Source organism: Streptomyces scopuliridis (genome assembly GCF_042790125.1).
GTDB classification, from domain to species: Bacteria; Actinomycetota; Actinomycetes; order Streptomycetales; family Streptomycetaceae; genus Streptomyces; species Streptomyces scopuliridis_A.
Genome location: NZ_JBHTZS010000012.1, coordinates 49,525 through 70,160, shown reverse-complemented (window position 1 = coordinate 70,160; position 20,636 = coordinate 49,525). Strand labels below are relative to the sequence as shown.

Below are 20,636 nucleotides of genomic sequence, written 5' to 3'. Positions count from 1 at the left end.
TCCGGCATGAGAAAGGCGCCGCGGGGATCCGCAGCGCCATTGACAAACCCATCACAGCACCCCTGGCCCCAGTGGCTCAAGTGAACCTCGATCGACTGGACCATTGGCATAGTGAACCTTGATCGCCACGCGCGGCCGGAGGGCCAACGGGCCAGGGCTCGGCGGAGCGGCTCGGCCCCCGGACAGACGGTACTTCGGACCTACTCGTCCAGCTCTTCGAGGTACCGCGCGACCGGGCCAAGGCTGAGCAGGCCGCTGCCCGCTCCCGCCAACTCCCCCGCCGCCGGGGTCAGTTCGCTGTGGGCGCGCCGTATCGTCTCCCGGCCGCCGAGGGCGACGGCCGCCCGCGCGGTCAGGCACCACAGCGCCTCCAGGAGCAGGTCGGGAGGCGGGTCCGGGATCTCGCGCAGCGCCGCCCCGGCCGCGTCGCGGCGGTCCTGGGCCAGCAGCACCAGGGGGCGGGCCCATGGTGCGTACGGCCCCCAGTCCACGCTTTCGTCGGTCGGGGCCGGGCGTCCGTCCCGTACCCGCAGACACAGCAGCGCGAGCGGCAGCAGACCGCGGTCCAGGCCGGGCATGCCCGCGCCGTCGAGGCGGGTGGCGGCCTCCCGGTAGGCCGTCTCCACCTCGGCCGCCGGTGCCCGGCCGGTCTCGGCGAGCCGTAGCGCCCGGTACCACCGCGTGAAGACGCCCACGAGCGGCAGCTCATGGCGCTCGGCCAGCCGGTCGGCGGCGGCCGCGTGTCCGTCGGCTCCGGGGAAGTCGGCGAGCGCGCCGCGCGCCTGGAGGCGGATGAGGTGTCCCAGGACCTCGTAGGTGACCAGGTCGTGGCGGGCGGACAGGGTGACCAGTTCGGCGCCGATCCCGTCCCGGCGGGAGGCCAGACCCGCGCGGTGGAAGGTCTGCATGAACACGCCGTTGAGGGCGAACGCCAGCAGTGCGGGATCGTCCAGTCCGCGCGCGATCCGCTCCGCCTGCCGGGCGGCCTGGAGGCCGCGCGCCGAGGGGGTGCGCCCCGCTCGGACGGCGTGGGGCGGGGTGCCGCGCGACTCCAGCGCGATCGTGGCCAGCAGCCGGGCCCGCGCCGCCTCGTGGCCGCCGGGAGGGAGCGCGGTCAGCGTGCGTTCGGCGGCGGCCACGACGGCCGCGGACTGCTCCGGGTCGTCCGAGCGGGTCCAGATCGCGGGGACGTCGTACGCGCCGATCACCCGGGCGGTCAGCGCCGCGTCGCCCAGTTCCTCCGCTGCGCCGATGGCCGCCAGGCGATGCAGACGGGCCGCCTCCAGACCGCCGCCCCCGGTCACCGCGAGGCTGCGCAGCAGGCCCACCGTGGACTCCAGCCGGGCCCGGGCACCCGAGGCGACGGTACGGTCGTACGCGGCGGCTGCCCGCGCCCACACCTGTCCCGCCGGGCCTACCCCGCTGGTGCCGGGCCCGGCCGAGGGGGCGAGATGGTCGGCGTGGGCGAGGATGTCCGCTTCCAGACGGCGCAGCCCCGGCCCCGGGTCCACCCCCAGCTGCTCCGCCAGCAGCGTGCGTGCCCGGCGCAGCACCGCGAGAGCGTCGCCCTGGCGGCCGGACCGGTAGAGCGCGAGGGCCAGCAGCCGCCAGGCGTCCTCGCGCCAGGGGTGTTCGGCGGCATGCGCGTCCAGATCCGGCACCGCTTCGGCCGCCATCCCCAGGGACAGCCTGGCTTCCGCCCGCCGCTCGACGGCGTGCAGCCGCAGCTCCGTGAGGCGGGAGCGCTCCGCGCGGGCCCAGGCCGCGTCGGCGAACTCCGCGTACGCGGGACCGCGCCACCACCCCAGCGCCTCTTCCAGCCGCCCGAGCGCGCCGTCGGGAGGCAGCGTCGCGGCGGCGGCCACCGCTTGCTCGAAGCGCCAGGCGTCGACCGCGTCCGGCTCCGCGCGCAGCGCGTACCCCGGCCCCTCCGTGATCAGCAGACCGGCCGGGGCGCGGGGCGGGCGCTCCGGCTCCAGCGCGCGGCGCAGCGCGGCCACGAAGGTGCGTACGGCCCCGACCGCGCCCGGCGGCGGATCCGCCCACAGATCCTCGACCAGGCGGGCGACCGGCACCACGCGGCGGCGGGCGACGATCAGCCGGGCCAGCACCGCGCGGTGCCGGGGTCCCTTGAGGGCGATCGCGTCCCCAGCCGCGTCCCAGGCCGTGACCGGCCCCAGCACCCCGAACCCGACCCGCGCGACCCGCACCCGTGACCACCTTCCCTCGGGCGTGGCTTCGCCCCCGGCCACGCTATAGCGCGCTGATCCGATGCTCATTCGCGCCCGGCAGGCTGAAGGCACCTGTCCAGATCGGCCGACCGGGCCACCCTGGACCTCCGGACCAACCGGGTCACCTCGGTCACCTCGGTCACCTTGATCAGCCTGGTCATCCGGATCAGCTACGGAAAGAGAGGCGGAACCATGACGCCTGCCCTCACCGGCTTCGACTACCGGCGCGTTCCCGTCGCCGACGGCGTGTCACTGAACGCGGCCGTCGCGGGCACGGGCAGTCCGGTCGTACTGCTGCACGGCTTCCCCCAGACGCATCTGATGTGGCGGCATGTCGCCGCCGACCTCGCGGCCGACCACACCGTGATCTGCCCCGACCTGCGCGGCTACGGCGCCAGCGACAAACCCGCCGAGGCCGGCGGTGCCACCTACTCCAAGCGCACCATGGCCGCCGACATCGTCGCCCTGGCCCGCGCGCTGGGGCATGAGCGGTTCGCGCTGGCCGGGCACGACCGGGGCGCCCTGGTCGCCTTCCGCGCCGCACTCGACCACCCCGCGGCGGTCACCCACCTGGCCTGCCTCGACGTACTGCCGACACTGGACATGTGGGAGGTGATGCACGGCACCACCGCCGCCGTCGGCTTCCACCTCTATCTGATGGCCCAGCCGCCCGGCCTGCCCGAGCGGATGATCGGCGCCTGCGCGGACGCCTTCTTCGGCCACTTCCTGGACAGCTGGACCAACGACCCGGGGGCGATCCCCGCCGAGGTCCGCGCCGCGTATCTGGACGCCTGCCGGGACGCGGTGCCCTCGATCGTCGCCGACTACCGTGCCTCCGCCGGCGTCGACGTCGAGCACGACCGTACGGACCGGGACGCCGGCAACCGGCTGCGGATGCCGGTCACCGTCCTCCAGCAGGACTGGGGCGCGGCCCTCGGCTACGACGCGCGGTCCTTGTGGCAGGCGTGGGCCGCCGATCTGCGCCATGTCTCCGTCGGCTACGGGCACTTCATGGCCGAGGAAGCCCCCGCCGATATCACCAAGGCGCTGCGCGACCTGCTCACGGTCGAACCGCCGTTCCATGGGGCGTAGTCAGTCCGGTCGTAGCGCACGTAAATCGTGTTGAGCCACGTCCCCGTATGCCCGATGATCCGGGCGTGAACGGAAGCCCGAACAGTGTGACGCGCGCCCCCGACCTCGTCGTCGTCTTTCTGCGATGGACGTGGGCGCGCGCCGTGTTGCACAACGGCTGGTGGCTGGTCACCAGTGTCTATCTGGTCGTCGACGCCCAACTCACCGCGGCGCAGCTGGTGTTCGTCGGAACGGCCCAGGGGATCACCGCGCTCGTCTGCGAGATCCCGGCCGGTGTGCTCGCCGACACCGTGAGCCGGAAGTGGTCTCTTGTCGTCTCGCACGTGCTGATGGGTACGGCGATGATGACGACCGGGCTGGTGACCGAGTTCTGGGCCGTGGTCGGCACACAGATGCTGTGGGGGCTGTCCTGGACCTTCGCGAGCGGCGCCGATGTGGCGTGGGTGACCGACGAGTTGGCCCGGCCGGAGAAGATCTCGGCCGTGCTGGTGCGCTCCGGCCGGGCCCAGCTGACCGGCGCCGCGGCCGGGCTGATCGGGTTCGGCGCGCTCGGCTCGTTCCTGGATCGTGGTACGGCCATGGTGCTGGCCGGAGCCGCCATGCTGCTGCTCGGCCTGTACGTCGTGTTCCGCTTCCGTGAGGAGCGGTTCGTGCCGGCCGCCGCGGGGCGGTGGTCGGCCTCCTGGTCCATCCTGAAGCGCGGGTCGTCGCTCGTCCGCCACAGCAGGGCGATCCTGCTCGTCTTCGCGGCCACGTTCCTGGTCAACGGGGCCGCCGACACCTTCGCCCGGCTGCACCCGCAGCGGCTCTTCGACATCGGATTCCCGTCCGAGCCCCTCGTCCTGTTCACCGCGCTCGGCATCGTCGCGCTGCTGGTCGGCGCGCTCGCGCTGCGGATGGTGGAGGCGCGTATGAACGATGTCCGTGCCGCACAGCGCGGTTACGCGGTGGCGTGTGTGGCCGGCGCGGTCGGTCTCATCGCGCTGGCCGTCGCACCCGATGAGGTGAGCGGCAGCGCGGCGGTTCTCCTGGCGGCGGGGGTCGCGCTGCCCCTGACGCGCACCATCGGCACCATCTGGGTGAACCAGCAGTCCACCGACGACGTCAGGGCGACGGTGCATTCCTTTCTCGCCCAGGCGGAGTACGCCGGTGAGATCATCTGCGGCGCCGCGATCGCACTGCTCGCCGGAGCGGCCGGTCTCTCCTACGCGCTTGTCGGGTGCGGGGTGCTGTTCGCCGTCACCACCGGGCTGATCCGCCGCCTCGGTCTGTCCCGGAGCGAGTGAGCGCGAGCACGAGACGGACCGGTCGGGGTGTGCCGTCGCCTCGGCGGAGTCCGGCGGCATCATGCCGGATCCACCGCACAACCACTCCGAAGAGTGGCAGCGCGTCAGTTATCGCCGTCCCCGAGGTTTCACCCGGGGCGAGCACTGCCAGAGATCAGGTGACTACTTACCGTAGAGACGAGGAACAGTGTTGGCCCGGAACAAGGACGACGGCTCCCACACCCTGCTGAGCATGCTGCACAACTCGCTGACCGACACGCGCAGGGAGCTGCGGGCGGCACTCGCCGAGGGGTTCGACCGGCTCCGGATGGCGGGCGACGAGGCGCACCGGGCCACCCAGGAGGCCCTCGCGTCCGGGCTGGGCGAACTGCGTACGGAGCTCCAGGAGACGAGGGAGGGCCTGGCGCGCGGCAGGGAAGAGCTGGGGCAGGCCGTCGAGACCGCCGTGGAGATCCTGCAGGACGAGGTGCAGCAGCTGAAGGAGGCGGTCGAGGCCCTCCGTCCGGGGTCCGCCGGTCACCCGTCCCTGTCGTTCGGGGAGCCCGGCGGGCCGCTGGTGCCGCCCGGAATGCCGGGGGTGGCCGGCCTGTCCGGGGCTCCTGAGATGCCTGGCGTCGCCGGTATCCCTGGCGTCCCCGGCATGACTGGTGTCCCCGGTATGCCCAGCGTTCCCAGCCAGCGCGAGGAGGACGACGCCCGGACCGTACTGTCGGGGCCGCCCGAGCCATTGGCACAGCCTGAACCCGCGCCCGGGGCCGGGCCCTTGCCCTCATCCGAACCCCCGCCCGAGGTTTCCGCGCCGTCCGAACCATTGGCATCGCCCGAACCGCCGGCATCGCCCGAGGCTTCGGCGCCGCCCGAGCGATCGGCGCTCCCCCGGAGTATCACGACCGAAGGGTCCTCTCCTGGGCCGATGTGGGCGGTGACACCGTCTCTCCTGGACGCCCTGCGCCGGGAGTTCGGCCCGTTGCTGGAGCACCTCGAAGAGGCTCGCGGTGAACTGGCGGCGGTCCGTGCGGACATCACCGCGCTGACCTCCCGTATGGACGACGAGGAGACTCGGCGGGCGCCTCTGGAGCCCGCGCGACAGCTGCCGCCCGAGATGTCCGAGACGCCCGATGCGGCCGTGGCCGCAATGCCTGTCGTGACAGCCGTGACCACCATGCCTGCCGTGCCCGTCGTGCCCGAGGAGCACGGTGAGTTGCTGAAGCGCGCCGCGCGGGTGTCCTCGGCGTCCCTGGTCTGCCATCGCGACACCTGGGAGTTCATCACCGGCCAGGCGGGCCGCCACTCCCACTTCCGGATGCCTCCGCAGATCACCGACCGGGGCGATGACCGGATCGCCGCCGCGCTGTCCGGGCGCTCGCTGATCGCCGTCCTGATCTCGCTGTTCACCACCCGGCACAGCACGGAGGCGGGTGACGGCGACTGGGCGCTGGCCACCACCCTGTACGAACGCATCGACGCCGGTCTGGACACCCTCGCCCCCGCGGGCACCACCGTCACCATCACGCTGGACGACCGCGCCCCCGGCGCGGACGGCGCGGACGGCCACACCGGGCTCGGCGACGCCGGCGGCGGCGACGCGGCCGAGGCGATCAGTCTGCCGTCGCCCGCGTCGCCGGAAGGCCCGGGGCTGATGGCTCAGGCCGGTCCCACATCGTCCGGTCCCACATAATGAGGCCATCGGTACAGGCCCGGACCGTACCCACGGACGGCAGGAGGCCGGCGGACCATGGCGGTGGACGCGCTCGACACCCGCATCCTGCGGCTCCTCATCGAGCAGCCGCGTACCAGCGTGCGGGAGTACGCGCGCATCCTCGGGATCGCCCGGGGGACGCTGCAGGCCCGGCTCGACCGGCTGGAGCGCGAGGGGGTGATCACCGGCACCGGGCCGTTCCTCTCCCCCGCCGCCCTTGGCCATCCGGTGCTCGCCTTTGTCCATATCGAGGTCACACAAGGGCATCTGGACGAGGTCGGTGACGCGCTCGCCGAGGTACCCGAGATCGTCGAGGCGTTCTCGATCACGGGTGCCGGGGATCTCCTCACCCGGGTCGTGGCCCGCGACAACGGCCATTTGGAGGATGTCGTCCAGCGTCTGATCCAGCTGCCGGGTGTGGTCCGTACGCGTACGGAGATGGCGCTGCGCGAGCGGGTGCCGCACCGACTGCTGCCGCTGGTCGAGTCGGTGGGCCGGGACGTCGCCGAGCGACGCTGACCGGGCCCTTGGCATGCTGGGGCGTATGAGCACTTCCCCTGCGCTTGCGGTCATCTTCGATCTCGACGGAACACTCGTCGACAGTGAACCGAACTATTACGAAGCCGGTCGGCTGCTGCTGGCCCAGTACGGTGTGTCCGACTTCAGCTGGGAGCAGCACAGCCGGTTCATCGGGATCGGCACCCGCGAGACGCTGGAGGCGCTGCGCGAGGAGTACGGGATCGACGCGCCGGTGGACACCCTGCTCGCCGAGAAGAACCGGCTCTATCTGGAGCGGGTGCGCGCCTCGACGGAGGCGTTCCCGCAGATGCGGAAGCTGGTGGAACGGCTGCACACCGAGGGCGTACCCATGGCCGTGGCGTCCGGTTCGTCCGGCGCGGCCATCGATCAGGCGCTCGCCGTCACCGGACTTGACGGGTACTTCACCACGACCGTCTCGGCCGAGGAGGTCGCGCGCGGCAAGCCGGCGCCGGATGTCTTCCTGGAGGCGGCGCGCCGGCTGGGAGCCGGCCCCGCCCACTGCGTGGTGCTGGAGGACGCCGCGCCCGGTGTGATGGCGGCGCGGGCCGCCGGGATGCGATGTGTCGCGGTGCCGTACGCCCCGGCCACCGGCGTACCTCTCGATCCGGGGTTCGATACGGCGGAGCTGGTCTTCCCCGGCGGACAGAGCGAGTTCACGGCGCAGGCCGCGTACGCGTGGATCGTCGGCGAGTAGGGCCGGGCCCGCTGATCCCGAAGGGCCCACTGATCCCGCACCACGAGAGCTGGGGCCGGGGGCCTCAGCTCCGGTCCGCCATGTCTCCGTTGAGCAGCGCGACGCCGAGCGGGGTGATGGTGTGCTGCACCTTGTTGAAGGTACGCAGGGTGGTGATCAGCCCGGCCGTGCGCAGCACCGAGGTGTGCTGACTGGCCGCCGCCGAGGAGATCCCCACGCTCTCGCCGACCTCGGTGGTGGTGCAGCTGCTGGTGAGGGCCTCCAGGACCGACGCGCGCGTACGCCCCACCAGCGCGTGCAGGGCGTGCTCGGCACCGCCCTTGGACTCCCACAGCGAGTCCGCCCACTCGGGGTTGGCGCGGGTGGGATAGATCAGCGTCACGGGACGTCCGTCGGCTCCGCCGCCCGAGAGCACCGGGGGGCGGCCCGCCAGGAACAGGGAGGGCGCCAGCGCGAGGCCGCTGGATTCCAGCTTCAAGTCGTCGCCGTTTCCGGGGACTTCGAGGATGGGCGCGTCCCAGCGGATGGCCGGGTGGAGGGTGGAGAGCAGCTTGCCGACTCCGTCGCTGAGCATGATCTGACCGCGCGCGGTGCGGTCGGCGTGCAGCCGCTTGGAGATGGCTTTCCAGTACGGGGCTATCGCGATGCGGTGGAACTCCTCAAGGTCCTGGACGACTTGGGGTCTCTCGCGGGATCCGGGTATCCGCGCGAGGCCGTCGTCCTCCGTGGTGCTACGCGCGTCGAGTCCCAGCCTGCGCACCACTTGGTCGATGTCCGGGATCGGACGGACCACCTGGGCGAGTTTGACCAGGGCACGGATGTTGCCGGAGTTGCCCAGCTTCTTGCGCCATGGCTTGAACACCGGTCCGCCGCCGCCCAGGCTCAGCTCTTCGAGAGCGAAGAGGGACTCGCGTACGTGATCGACCTGTGTAAGAACTCTGGTTTGCGACAGGCTCTCAGGCGTAAAATATATGCGACGCATACTCCCCCGCAGGATCCGTGCGCACTGTCGACCCGGACTCGCATTCACCGGCGACGAGCCGCTCCCACTGTTTCAACTCGTAAGCGCATTCGACGTTACCACGAGTCGCCAAGGGCAATCGGAAACATTCGAAAGTACCGCTTGCCTTGATGACTTCCATAGTGCGTCCGCCCCCTCACATCCGACAGGGGAGGCCACATGCCTATGGAGGTACAGCTGGCTGCACCTGCCCAAGAGGGGTCAGCTGTAGTCGAAAGTGCGTCAACCCCGCTGTTTTCCAGGAGTTTAGCCACAGTCCCGAACCGCGCCCGGCAAACGGGATCGGCCGCCGGCGGTGTTGTTCTCCCTATACCGGAATGGGCCCGGGTCGGAACTTCTCCAGGGAATGTGGCCGGAATGCGTGAGCGGCGTACGAGGGAGTTTTAGCGGGGGCTAAAACTCCCTCGTACGGACCCGCTGCTTTTCTTCCGCGTCCGCCGGTAATACGGCAGGTCATACGTGAATCCGGCAGCGGCGCCCGGCCTAGCCCATCCACGCCGGTTCCACAACCCGCGATGCCCGGCCACGCCGGGCCGAATGAGGACCACGGCCGAACGGCACAGGAGAGGGCACTCGTACAGGAGAGGGCGCTCTTATGGCCGGACACCGTGGCCGCGGAGTGCCGCCAGCGCCGGGCCCGGACCCGCGGCGGTGACCAGTGCCTCGCCCACCAGCACCGCGTCCGCGCCGTGGGCGGCGACTTCGGCCACGTCCTCGGGCCCCCGGATACCGGATTCCGCGATACGTACCACGCCCTCCGGGATACGCGGGGCGAGCCGCGCGAACGTTCCGCGGTCGATACGGAGGGTCTTCAGATCCCGGGCGTTGACACCGATCACCGACGCGCCGAGCGCGAGCGCGCGATCGGTCTCCTCCTCGTCGTGCACTTCCATCAGTGCTGTGAGCCCCAGTTCACCCGCGAGCCTCAGCAGCGCGGCGAGTTCGTGCTGCGGAAGCGCCGCCACGATCAGCAGCGCCAGGTCCGCCCCATGGGCCCTGGTCTCCCACAGCTGGTAGGGCGTGACCACAAAGTCCTTGCGCAGTACGGGGATCCGCACCTCGGCGCGGACCGCGTCCAGATCAGCGAGCGAGCCATGAAAGCGGCGCTCCTCCGTCAGGACGCTGACCGCCGCCGCGCCTCCTCGTTCGTACTCCCCGGCCAGCGCCGCCGGGTCGGCGATGGCGGCCAGCGCGCCCTTGGAGGGGCTGGCCCTCTTCACCTCGGCGATGATCCGCACACCTGTGGTGCCGCGCAGGGCGGCGGCGGCGTCGAGGGCGGGCGCCCGGCTCATCGCCCGCTCTCGCACCTCACTTTCAGGAACGCGTCGTCGGCGCCCGGCGACGTCCTCGCGTACTCCGCGGATGATCTCGTCGAGCACGGTCATGGGGTGTCGGTCCTCTCGCGTCGAATCACGCCTCCGAGCCGGCTGAAACGGTGACGCGGTCACCGTCCCCGTCAGACGGCGATCGGGACGATCTTGGGGTTGGCGAGGGCCAGATAGTCCTCGGTGGCGAGCGCCACCGACAGGTCCAGCCTGGCCGCGTTGAAGTACAGCGTCGTCTCCGCGAAGAGCGCGGGGTCGGCGAGCGCGGTCAGCTCGTCATGGAACGAGAACGGGATGATGCTGCCGCTCACACAGCCGGTCAGGCTCTCCGCGACATCGCGCCGGGCGAGTTGGGCGCGCTGTCCGCCGCACTCCGCCGCGACCCGCCCCAGATCCACCCGGCGGTCGCCGGGGATCACCGCGAGGATGTGCCGCTCGGCCGGGGTACCGCCGAGCACGGTCACGATCAGGCACTTGGCCGCTGCCGTCAGGGCATGGCCGCGCAGCGCGCTGGCGAGCGCGGTCCGGCCCTCGGGCGCGTGCGCGAGGAGTTCATAGCGCGCGCCCGACTCCTCCAGCAGGTTCAACAGACGCTGCGACGCGACGAGTTCGTCGCGACCGGCGGTCTCGTTCATGTGGTCGCCGACTGTCTGGCCGGGGACACCGGCCGCATCCAGGAGTGCGGGTCGGGGAGTTCGCCGCGCTGGATACCGAACAGCGCGTCCGAGAGCCTGCCGGTGATCTCGCCGGCGGTGCCGCGGCCGACGGCGCTCCGGCGGACGGCGCTCCGGTCGACGGCGCTCCGGTCGACGGCGCTCCGGTCGGCGGCGCTTTCGCCGATGGTCCAGGAGCCGTCCTTGGTGCTGACCTCGTTGACGGGGCTGATCCGGGCGGCGGTGCCGCACGCGAAGACCTCGGTGATCTCACCGGAGGCACAGTCGGCCCGCCACCGCTCCAGGCTCAGTGGTGCCTCGCTCACCGGCACACCGAGGGTGGGGGCCAGCCGCAGAAGCGCGTCACGCGTGACTCCGGGCAGCAGACTGCCCGTCAGCGGCGGGGTGACCAGCCGGGCCGAACCGCCCGACCCGTACACGAAGAAGAGGTTCATGCCCCCCATCTCCTCGACCCAGCGGCGCTCCACCGGATCGAGCCAGACGACTTGGTCGCACCCCTTGCGCTGGGCCTCCTCCTGGGCGAGCAGGCTTCCCGCGTAGTTGCCCGCGCATTTGGCGGCTCCGGTGCCACCGGCGGCGGCCCGGGAGTACTCGTCGGTGACCCAGACCCGTACCGGGCGCTGGGCATGGCCGAAGTAGCCCTCGGTGATGAACGCCACCACCAGGAAGCGGTATTCACGGGCGGGTCGCAGAGCGAGGGTGCGCTCGCTCGCGAAGAGGATGGGCCGCAGATACAGGCTCATGCCGGGGTCGTCGGGTATCCATTCCTGGTCCTGGGCGACCAGGGCGTCCACCGCCGCGAGGAACAGTTCCTCGGGCGGCTCGGGCATCATGAGGCGCCGGGCCGAGGCACGCATCCGTACGGCGTGCGCGTCCGGCCGGAAGACCGCGACCTCGCCGGAGTGTGAACGGAACGCCTTGAGCCCCTCGAAGACGACCTGGCCGTAGTGCAGACCCACCGTGGCCGGGTCCAGGAGCAGCGGACCGTACGGCACCAACTCGGCTTCGTGCCAGCCCTGTTCGGTGTTCCATCGGGCGGAGACCATGTGCTCGGTGAACGCGGTGCCGAAGGCGGGCGCGGCGCAGCGCTCCGCGCGCTCCGGCGCCGTCAGTGGTCGGGCTACGGGTGTGGACACGATATGCACTCCGGCCTCCTGTGGCGGTTCGTGCGATCGGGGTGTGGCGGGTGACGGGGGGCGGGGTGGCGTCATACCAGTGGGGCGAAGAAGTAGGTGTCCCGCCGGCTGAACCGCCGCTCGTCGTCGAGCAGGAAGAAGTCGGCGAATTCCAGGCGTACTTGACGGCCGTCCTTGAGGACGCCCTCGAAGACACCGTTGACCGCGACCTGGTCGCCCCGCGCGACGATCGTGGCGACGGTGTGCCGGCCGGTCTCGATCACGCGCTCGCCGGTGTAGAAGGCGGTCAGGCCGGTGTGACCGCGCATGGGTTCGTATCCGGGCCGCCGGTAGACGGCGTCCTCCGCGAAGAGGGAGACGAGCCCGGGGACGTCGTCGGCGTCCACCAGCCTGTAGTACTCGCGCACGCGGGCCACATTGCCCTCGGTGGGAGAGCTCTCGGTCATCTGCTGTCCTCCGTCCGGTTGGCTGCGCCGGTCATGTCACGCGTCCATGGCCTCGATCAGGGACTTGGGCCGCATATCGGTCCAGTTGGTCTCCACGAAGTCGAGGCATTCCTGCCGCAGCCGCGGGCCGAAGACGACCTCCCAGCCCTTGGGCACATCGGCGAAGGTGGGCCAGACCGAGTGCTGTCCCTCCGTATTGACGAGTACGAGATAGAAGGCTTCGTTGTTCTCGAACGGTTCCGACATTTCCGTTGTCCCTCTCATTCGGATATGAGCGTGCGGGCCATCAGTCGAGGAGCGCGCGCAATTCGCGCAGGAAATCCGCGGAGAGCCCGGCGACGGTCTTTTCGTGATGGATCGCGCTGGAATAGCGGATGGCGAGCCTGAATCGGCCGCCGATGACGACTCCGGTGATGTCCAGCAGATGGGGTCGCTCGGCACGGTCGCTCTGCTGGGCGACGGCCGGCAGGACGGCGCGTACCGGACCGCCGTCGGCGGCGCCCGGGGCGTCGTCGAACCGGCCGAGATAGTTGAAGACCACCTGCGGCGCGTCCGTGCCGGTCAGCACGGGTTCCCGCGTGAGGTGGCGCAGGGCGCCGTACCCCAGTCCGTGCCCGGGGACGGCACGCAGCCGCCGGCCTACGAGCTTCACGCGCGCTCTCGGCGGCTGATCACCGGGGACGCTCAGATGCACCGGATGGAGTGTGGTGAACCAGCCGACCGTGCGTGACAGATCGAGGTCGTCGAACAGCTCTTCGCGGCCATGGCCTTCGAGGTGGATGGAGACGCCGCCACCCGCCCAGCCGGAAAGGCTCGCGCCGAGCGCGGTCAGCAGAATGTCCTCCGTACGGACGCGGAATGCGGCCGGTACGGTACGCAGAAGCGCCTCGGTTTCCGACGTGTCCAGTTCGACGGTGAATTCCGCCTCCGACGCGACCGTATTCGGTCCTGGACCGTCCACCGGAAGAGGAGCGGATTCGTGCTCCAGCACCTCTTTCCAGTAGGGGACTTCGGATGCGAAGCCGCCGTCCTGGGCGTGCGCGGACAACCGGGCGGCCCATTGCGCGAAGGACGTACGGACCGGCTCGATCCGTACCGGACGGCCCTCGCGCGCCTGCCGGTACGCAGAGTCGAGGTCCGCGAGCAGGACGCGCAGCGAGACGGCGTCGGTCACCAAGTGGTGGACGGCCAGGAGCAGTCGGGGCGCGCTGCCCGCGCCGCCGTCGAAGAGAACGGCGCGCGCCAACGGTCCCTCGGCGAGGTCCAGCGACGCCTGGACCTCGGCCGCCGCCGTGTCCAGGACCTCCGTCAACTCCTGTGCGGTGACGCCGAAGATGTCCCGTCGGGCGACGGGGACGGTCTGTGCGGCGGGGGCGAGGTGCTGGCTCCGGTCGGCGCCGCTCCCGGTGAAACGGGTCCGCAGCGCCTCGTGGTGGGCCATGACGGCGGTGACGGCCCGGATCAGGGCGTCGTGATCGGTGTCCGGTGCCAGCTCCAGCTGGACGGACATGTTGTGGTGGTGCGGATCGGTGCGGTATGTCTCGAAGAAGCGGCGCTGTACGGGGGTGAGCGGCAGCGGTCCCTCTGTCATCGCCGTCGGCGACACCGGTCCGTCACCCGTTCCGTCACCCGGTCCGTCACTCGGGCCGTCGCTCGTTGCGTCGCCCAGGACGTGCCCGGCACCGTCCGCACTGTCGACCAGCTCCGCCAGTGCGCGAACCGTCGCGGCGCGGAAGATGTCCTTCGAGGTGAGCGGCACGCCGGCGGCGCGTGTGCGCGCCACGAGCTGGATGCTGAGGATCGAATCACCGCCGAGACGGAAGAAGTTGTCGTCCAGGCCCACGTCTTCGAGACCGAGCAGCTCGGCGAAGATCCCGGCGAGCAGCACTTCGGTGTCGGTGACCGGCCGCGCGTCGGGGTCTGCCGCCGTACCGGTCGGCTCCGGCGCCGGGAGCGCCTTGCGGTCGACCTTTCCGTTGGCCGTCAGGGGCAGTTCAGTGAGCACGACGAGGGCGGCGGGGATCATGTAGTCGGGCAGGGTCAGACCCGCGTGCCGGCGCAGCGCGTCGGTGTCGAGCGCCGGGGCGCCGGGGTCGAGCGAGGCAGCGCCCGTGTCGAGAGCGGCCCTGTCGCCGCCGCGCGCGGGGCTGTCCGGGCGCGGGGTGACGTAACCGACCAGCCGCAGCCCGCCCGGCCCCTCGACGGCCACCACACACGCCTGTCCGACGCCGGGCGCGGCGGCCAACACGGCCTCCACCTCGCCCAGTTCGATCCGCAGCCCCCGGATCTTGACCTGGTGGTCGGTGCGGCCGAGGTACTCGACGGTGCCGCGGCCGGTCCAGCGCGCCAGGTCGCCGGTACGGTACATCCGCGCGCCCGGCGCGCCGAACGGGTCCGCCACGAAGCGCTCCGCCGTCAGCCCCGGCCGCCCCAGATACCCCCGGGCCAGCTGCTCACCCGCGAGATACAGCTCACCGGGCACACCGACAGGCACCGGCCGCAGCAGCCCGTCCAGTATGTGCAGCCGGGTGTTCCAGACCGGCCCGCCGATCCCGTGCCGTATACCCGGGCGCACGTCCTCCGTGGTCGCCCAGATGGTGACCTCGGTCGGACCGTAGAGGTTGGTGACGCTCGCGGCGGCACCGGCGAGCCGCCCCGCCAGATCCGGCGGCAGCGCCTCGCCGCCGACGAGTACCCGCAGGCCGGTGACCACCTCGGGCCGTACGGCGAGCAGCATCCGCCACAGTGACGGGGTGGCCTGCATGATGCCCGCCCCGGACTCCTCCAGGATCCGGGCCAGCCGGTCGGGATCACCGACGGCCTCCTGCTCCGCGACGATCACGCTCGCCCCGGCGAGCAGCGGGAGATAGATCTCCAGCGCCGCGATGTCGAAACTGATGGTGGTGACGGAGAGCAGCCGGTCGGCCGCGGTGAGCGGGAAGCGGTCCGCCATGCAGGCGAGGAAGGTGGCCAGCGCCGCGTGCGGAATCACCACGCCCTTGGGCCGTCCGGTGGAGCCCGAGGTGTAGATGACATACGCCGGGTGCCGGCCGGCGTGCCGGCGTACCGGATCCACCGCCTGGTGGGCGGCGGGGTCGTAACCGTCGCTGCCCGCCGGGCTGTCGAGGACCAGCAGGGGGCTCTTGCTGTCCGCGACGAGATCGCGGGTGGCGGTGTCGGTCAGTACGTGGACGGGCTCCGCGTCCCGCAGTGTGTACGCGAGCCGGTCGGCGGGGTGGCCCGGGTCGAGCGGCAGATACGCGCCGCCCGTCTTGAGGACCGCGAGCAGGGCGACGACGAGGGTGGCGGAGCGGGGCAGCGCGAGGGCCACCACGTCCTCCGGGCCGACGCCCTGGGCGATCAGATGGTGCGCGAGCCGGTTGGCGTGCTCGTTCAGCTCGGCGTAGCTCAGGGTGGTGCCATGGCTGACGACGGCGGGCGCTTCGGGGGTACGGGCCGCCTGCCGCTCGAAGAGCTCGACGACGGTGACGTCCGGCAACCGCCTCTCCACGCCCGCCCGGTGTGTATCGATGCGCACGCGTTCGCGCTCGGTCAGCATCGCGAGCGACGCCATCGGACGCGCGGAGCCGCCGGGCGCGGCCAGCGCCTCCGCGAGCGTGACGAGATGACCGGTCAGCCGCTCGATCGTGGACGCGTCGAACAGATCCGTGCTGTATTCGACCGAGCCCCGCAGCTCCCCGCCCTCCTCCCAATACGTGAAGGTCAGATCGAAGAGCGAGAAATCACGGGAGAGCGGCTGCTCGGAGAGTTCCACACCGTGCAGCCGCATCGGGGCGGCGGGGGTGTTCTGGAACGCGATCAGCGCCTGCACCAGCGGCGGACGGCTCAGATCGCGCTCCGTGACGACCGCGTCGACCACCCGGGAGAACGGCGCCTCGCCGTGCGCGAACGCCTCCAGCACCGTCTCCCGTACGGAGTCCAGGAACTCCCCGAACGTACGGAGTTCGTCCACCTCCGAGCGCAGTACCAGGGTGTTGACGAAGAAGCCGATCAGCCCTTCCACCTCGGCGCGGTCGCGTCCGGAGCTGAGGGTGCCGAGCGCGATGTCCTTCCGGCCGGACCAGCGGGCGAGCAGCAGGGAGCTGAGCGCCGTGGTGGCCATGAAGAGCGACGCGCCGTGCTCCTGGGCCGCGCGGGTCAGTCCGTCGGTGGCGCGGGCGGAGAGCCGGAAGGTGTGCAGGGCTCCGGCGTAGCCGAGGACCGGCGGACGGGGCCGGTCCGTGGGCAGCTCCAGCGGTCGCACTCCGGCCAGCTTGCGCTGCCAGAAGCCGAGTTGGGCATCGAGTTCCTGGTCGGTGAGGTGCTCGCGCTGCCAGACGGCGTAGTCCGCGTACTGCACGGGGAGCGGGGGCAGGGCGCTGTGTCGCAGAAGATGGGCGGCATCGCGCGAGCCGGTTTCGAGGGCCGCGTTGTAGAGGGCGCCGAGTTCCCGCGAGACGACGCCCATCGACCAGCCGTCCGTGACGATGTGATGGATCGTCACGGCGAGCGCGTGGTCGTCGGGCGCGGCGCGGACCAGCAGCGCGCGCAGCAGCGGACCGTTCCGCAGGTCCATCGGCAGGGCGAACTGGGCGGCCAGGGTCGTCTGGAGCTCCCGCTCACGTGCGTCCGGGTCGGTCGCGGTGGGCGCGACGACCGGGACCGGGACCTCGTAGGGATCGCCGATCAGCTGTACGGCGCGGCCGTCGGCCGCGTCGAAGGTGGTACGGAGCGTTTCGTGCCGTACCACCAGCGCCGACAGCGCGGCGGAGAGCGCGGAGACGTCCAGCGGGCCGGTGAGCCGCAGCACTCCGCCGGCGTTGTAGGCCGGGTTGCCCGACTCGAACTCGTCCAGGAACCACAGGCGTTGCTGGGCGAAGGAGAGCGGCAGCGCGCGGTCGCGGCCGGCCGGGGTGATCCACGGGGTGTGCCCGGCGGCGCGGCCCTCGGCCACCCGTTCGGCGAACTCCGCGATGGTCGGCCGGTCGAAGAGCGTCCGGGCGGACAGCTCGATCCCGAAGGTCTTCCGCACGCGGGAGATCACCTGAATGCTGAGGATCGAATTGCCGCCCAGCTCGAAGAAGTTGTCGAGGACGCCGATGTCATCGAGCTGGAGCAGCTGCGTCCAGATGCCGGCCAACGCCTCTTCCAGGGCGTTGCGCGGGGCGACGCGCTCGGCGGTGGCTGCGAAGAGCGACGCGTCGGGGGCGGGCAGCGCCCTGCGGTCGACCTTGCCGTTGATGGTCAGCGGCAGTGTGCCGAGCACGACCACAGCGGCGGGGACCATGTAGTCGGGCAGGCTGCGGGTGGCGTACTCCCTGACGGTCGCGGCGTCGAGCGCGGTGCCGTACGGGCCGGGCGCGGTGCCGTACGGGCCGGGCGCGGTGCCGTACGGGCCGGACTCAGGACCGTGCGGGCCGGACTCAGGATCGTACGGGGCGGATGCCGTGTCGTGCGGTTCGGTCCCGGGGCCCTCGGGGCTCCCCGTCCGCGCGGTGACATACCCCACCAGCCGCAGCCCGCCAGGGGCTTCGGCGGCCACCACACACGCCTGCCCGACGCCGGGCGCGGCGGCCAACACCGCCTCCACCTCGCCCAGTTCGACACGATGGGCGCGAATCTTGACCTGGTCGTCGGTGCGGCCCTGGTACTCCAGGGCGCCGTCCACCGTCCGGCGCACGAGGTCGCCCGTACGGTACATCCGTCCGCCCGGCGCGCCGAACGGATCCGCCACGAAACGCTCCGCCGTCAGCCCCGGCCGCCCCAGATACCCCCGGGCCAGCTGCTCACCCGCGAGATACAGCTCACCGGGCACACCGACAGGCACCGGCCGCAGCAGCCCGTCCAGTACATAACCGCGCATGTTCCAGGAGGGCCTGCCGATCAGCACCGCGCCCGCGGGGTCGGTGTCGTCCGGAGCCAGGGTGTGTACGACACAGCCGACCGTGGCTTCCGTCGGCCCGTACTCATTGACGACGCTCGCGTCGCGGTGCCGCGCCCGCCACGGGGCGAGTGCCTCACCGAGCAACTGCTCACCGCCCACCACCAGATCGCCCCGGGCGAGCACGTCGTCGGGCAGCGACTCCAGCAGCGGGAGATGGCTGGGGGTGGCCTTGATGAACGTGGGCGCGGGCCCGCCGTCGCCCCACAGACCCGGGTCGATGTCCTCCAGCGCGCTGACATAGACCGTGCCGCCGACGGCGAGCGGTGCGAACAGGGTGGTGACGGTCAGATCGAAGGAGACCGAGGAGTGCAGTATCGCGCCACCACGGATGCCGGGGTACGAACCCTCGCACCAGCGAAGGTAGTTGGTGAGTCCGCTGTGCGGTACGACGACCCCCTTGGGGCGGCCGGTGGAGCCCGAGGTGTAGATGACGTAGGCGGCGTTTCCGGGCCGCAGCGGGGAGCGCCGGTCCGCGTCGGTGAGGTCGGCGGCCGACCGCGAGGCAAGCGCCTCCCGGGTGGCGGGCAGGTCGAGCACCAGATGCCGGGTGCCCGGGTCCGGCCGTACCGGGAGATCGGCCGCGCGCTGGCTGATCACCTGTACGGGGCGGGCGTCGGCGAGCAGCGCGGCGACCCGTTCCGCCGGGTAGTCGGGGTCGACCGGCAGATACGCCGCGCCCGTCTTGAGCACCGCGTACAGCGTCGCCATCAGATCGGCGGAGCGCGGCATGCAGACCGCGACCACGTCCTCAGGGCCGACACCCTGGGCGGCCAGCTCGTGGGCGAGCCGGTTGGCGCGCTCGTTGAGCCCGGCGTAGCTGAGGGTTCCGCTGTCGGTGACAACGGCGGGCGCGTCGGGGATACGGGCCACCTGTCGCTGGAACAGCCCGACCGCGTTGGTGTCCGGCAACTCCTCTGTCACACCTGCCCGGTCGGCGGCGATGCGCGCCCGCTCGCGCGCGGTCAGCATCGCCAGTCCGGCCATCGGACGCTCCGAGCCGCCGGGCGCGGTCAACGCCCCGGCCAGCGTGACGAGATGCCCGGTCAGCCGCTCGATCGTGGACGCGTCGAACAGATCCGTGCTGTATTCGACCGAGCCCCGCAGCTCCCCACCCTCCTCCCAGTACGTGAAGGTCAGATCGAAGAGCGAGAAATCACGGGGCAGCGGCTCCTCGGCCAGTTGTACGCCGTCCAGTCGCAGCGGCGCCGCGGGCGCGTTCTGGAGCGCGACCATCGCCTGTACCAGCGGCGGACGGCTCACGTCGCGCTCGGTGACCAGCGCGTCCACCACCTGCTCGAACGGCGCCTCGCCATGCGCGAACGCCTCCAGCACCGTCTCCCGTACGGAGTCCAGGAACTCCCCGAACGTACGGAGTTCATCCACGTCCGAGCGCAGCACCAGGGTGTTGACGAAGAAGCCGACGATCGGCTCCACCTCCCCCCGGTCGCGGCCGGAGACGGGGGTGCCGACCGCGATGTCACGCCGGCCCGAGTGGCGCGACAGCAGCAGCTGGCTGAGCGCGGTCACGGCCATGAACAGGGTCGCGCCGCGCTCCCGCGCGAGTGCGGTCAGCCGCTCGGTGAGTCCGGCGGGGAACCGGAAGGGGTACGCGGCGCCCGCGTACCCGCGTACGGCGGGACGTGGCCGGTCGGTGGCGGTGTCCAGCGGGGTCAGCGCCGCCAGTTTCCGCCGCCAGTAGTCGAGTTGGCGGTCCAGCTCGCCGCCGGTGAGCCGTTCGCGTTGCCAGCCGGCGAAGTCGGCGTACCCCAGGGGCAGCGGGGTCAGCCCGGCGCGCTCCAGCAGGCCGGCGGCCTCACGCGGCCCCGGTCGCAGAGCGGCGGCGTAGAGCGCGCTCAGCTCGCGCTCCAGAATGCCCATCGACCAGCCGTCCGTGACGATGTGATGCATCGTCAGAACGAGGATGCGGGTGGTGTCGTCGAGCTTGACCAACAGCGCGCGCAGCAGCGGACCGGTGCGCAGATCGAACGGCCGCGTGACCTCGGCCCTGAGCAGACTCCTGACGATCAGGTCCCGCTCGGCGCCGGGGGCCGGTGGCACCTCGGTGACGGGCACCGGCACCGCGAAGGGTTCCCCGATGAGCTGTACGCCCTGCCCGTCCACCGCGTCGAAGGTGGTACGGAGCGATTCGTGCCGTACCACCAGCGCCGAGAGCCCGGCGGCCAGCGCGGGGACGTCCAGGGCGCCGGTGACCCGCAGCGCCGAGCAGGAGTTGTACTCCGCACTGCCGGGCTCGAACTCGTCAAGGAACCACAGCCGTTGCTGGGCGAACGACAGCGGCAGGTCGCGGTCGCGGCCGACCGGGGTGATCCGGCCGGGCCGGGCCGTCCCGTCGTCGCCGCCGGCCAGCCGGGAGCGCATCCTGTCCCGCACATGCTCGGGCAGCGACTGAATCCAGCTCTCGCGTGATGCCGCGTCCATGCTGTCTCTCTCTCCTCTACGGGTGCCACGAGGTCGTACGGGTACGGAGGACGTACGGGGATTGAGGACGTACGGGGATCGCCGACGCCGGGGGCCGGCTGCGGCCACG

The 20,636-nt window shown here is 71.7% G+C and carries 13 protein-coding genes; 5 read left to right on the top strand and 8 right to left on the bottom strand.

All coding sequences use genetic code 11. The features are described 5' to 3' along the window. Positions 1-200: 200 nt before the first annotated feature. The gene (locus ACFRKB_RS20035) at positions 201-2,210 is read right to left on the bottom strand and encodes an AfsR/SARP family transcriptional regulator (RefSeq protein WP_383107405.1); all 2,010 of its coding nucleotides are present in this window, start codon (positions 2,208-2,210) and stop codon (positions 201-203) included. A 213-nt stretch (positions 2,211-2,423) separates the two neighbouring features. Between ACFRKB_RS20035 and ACFRKB_RS20030 the strand changes: the two genes are divergently transcribed. The 5 genes from ACFRKB_RS20030 to ACFRKB_RS20010 all read left to right on the top strand — a co-directional run bounded on the left by ACFRKB_RS20030 (position 2,424) and on the right by ACFRKB_RS20010 (position 7,542). Continuing rightward, on the top strand, positions 2,424-3,323 hold the full coding sequence (locus ACFRKB_RS20030) for an alpha/beta fold hydrolase (protein ID WP_383107403.1): 900 nt from the start codon (positions 2,424-2,426) through the stop codon (positions 3,321-3,323). A gap of 65 nt (positions 3,324-3,388) precedes the next feature. After that, positions 3,389-4,609, top strand: a complete 1,221-nt coding sequence (locus ACFRKB_RS20025) for an MFS transporter (RefSeq protein WP_383107401.1) — start codon at positions 3,389-3,391, stop codon at positions 4,607-4,609. 190 nt (positions 4,610-4,799) lie between these two features. Continuing rightward, positions 4,800-6,287 carry a hypothetical protein gene (locus ACFRKB_RS20020; protein ID WP_383107399.1) on the top strand — a complete coding sequence of 496 codons (1,488 nt, stop codon included), beginning with the start codon at positions 4,800-4,802 and terminating at the stop codon, positions 6,285-6,287. Between the two features lie 57 nt (positions 6,288-6,344). Further along, positions 6,345-6,827, top strand: a complete 483-nt coding sequence (locus ACFRKB_RS20015; RefSeq protein ID WP_383107397.1) for an Lrp/AsnC family transcriptional regulator — start codon at positions 6,345-6,347, stop codon at positions 6,825-6,827. 25 nt (positions 6,828-6,852) lie between these two features. Further along, entirely contained in the window at positions 6,853-7,542 is a 690-nt protein-coding gene (locus ACFRKB_RS20010; RefSeq protein WP_383107396.1) for an HAD family hydrolase, read from the top strand. A gap of 64 nt (positions 7,543-7,606) precedes the next feature. On the opposite strand, the gene ACFRKB_RS20005 is transcribed toward ACFRKB_RS20010, so the two are convergent. The 7 genes from ACFRKB_RS20005 to ACFRKB_RS19975 all read right to left on the bottom strand — a co-directional run bounded on the left by ACFRKB_RS20005 (position 7,607) and on the right by ACFRKB_RS19975 (position 20,527). Next, complete coding sequence (locus ACFRKB_RS20005; protein WP_383107395.1) at positions 7,607-8,404, bottom strand: ArsR/SmtB family transcription factor; 798 nt, start codon at positions 8,402-8,404, stop codon at positions 7,607-7,609. 752 nt (positions 8,405-9,156) lie between these two features. After that, positions 9,157-9,948 (bottom strand): indole-3-glycerol phosphate synthase TrpC, encoded by a 792-nt coding sequence (gene trpC / locus ACFRKB_RS20000; RefSeq protein ID WP_383107393.1) that lies wholly within the window; start codon positions 9,946-9,948, stop codon positions 9,157-9,159. A gap of 71 nt (positions 9,949-10,019) precedes the next feature. Continuing rightward, positions 10,020-10,523, bottom strand: coding sequence for a YbaK/EbsC family protein (locus ACFRKB_RS19995; RefSeq protein ID WP_383107391.1), 504 nt, complete (start codon positions 10,521-10,523; stop codon positions 10,020-10,022). Next, positions 10,520-11,698, bottom strand: a complete 1,179-nt coding sequence (locus tag ACFRKB_RS19990; protein WP_383107390.1) for a branched-chain amino acid aminotransferase — start codon at positions 11,696-11,698, stop codon at positions 10,520-10,522. The genes ACFRKB_RS19995 and ACFRKB_RS19990 overlap by 4 nt, the downstream gene beginning before the upstream one ends. 71 nt (positions 11,699-11,769) lie before the next feature. Beyond that, positions 11,770-12,144: a nuclear transport factor 2 family protein gene (locus ACFRKB_RS19985; RefSeq protein WP_383107389.1), complete on the bottom strand. Its 375-nt coding sequence runs from the start codon at positions 12,142-12,144 to the stop codon at positions 11,770-11,772. 36 nt (positions 12,145-12,180) lie between these two features. Next, positions 12,181-12,390 carry an MbtH family protein gene (locus ACFRKB_RS19980; RefSeq protein WP_365974803.1) on the bottom strand — a complete coding sequence of 70 codons (210 nt, stop codon included), beginning with the start codon at positions 12,388-12,390 and terminating at the stop codon, positions 12,181-12,183. A gap of 40 nt (positions 12,391-12,430) precedes the next feature. Next, positions 12,431-20,527 (bottom strand): amino acid adenylation domain-containing protein, encoded by an 8,097-nt coding sequence (locus ACFRKB_RS19975; RefSeq protein ID WP_383107387.1) that lies wholly within the window; start codon positions 20,525-20,527, stop codon positions 12,431-12,433. Between the last annotated feature and the right edge of the window lie 109 nt (positions 20,528-20,636).